The sequence below is a fragment of the Bacillus cereus group sp. BfR-BA-01382 genome (assembly GCF_022663475.1).
GTDB classification, from domain to species: Bacteria; Bacillota; Bacilli; order Bacillales; family Bacillaceae_G; genus Bacillus_A; species Bacillus_A thuringiensis_S.
This window is the reverse complement of record NZ_JAKUFQ010000439.1, coordinates 1-222: the sequence shown is the minus strand read 5'-3', so window position 1 is coordinate 222 and position 222 is coordinate 1. Positions and strand designations below refer to the sequence as shown.

Genomic DNA, 222 nt, shown 5'->3' with positions numbered 1-222 from the left:
CCGCGACAACTTCATGACAGCAGAAAAAGCTTTAGAATACGGTTTAATCGATAAGATCTTTACAAATCGTTAATAACTAAAAGCGGAAGCGGCTCGTTCAGAATCGCAGGGGGATGGAGCTTCTGACAAAGAGGTGCTTTTTACCTCGGCGGAAGAAGCGAAGCCACCGACCATTCTAGCCGCTGGAGCTGGATATACTAAAAGCGGAAGCGGCTCGTTCAG

1 protein-coding gene is annotated in these 222 nt (G+C 47.7%); it reads left to right on the top strand.

From position 1 onward, the window contains the following. The coding region (locus MR160_RS34635) for an ATP-dependent Clp protease proteolytic subunit (RefSeq protein WP_229180738.1) at window positions 1–73 on the top strand (73 nt) is incomplete at its 5' end. Window positions 74–222: the final 149 nt, after the last annotated feature.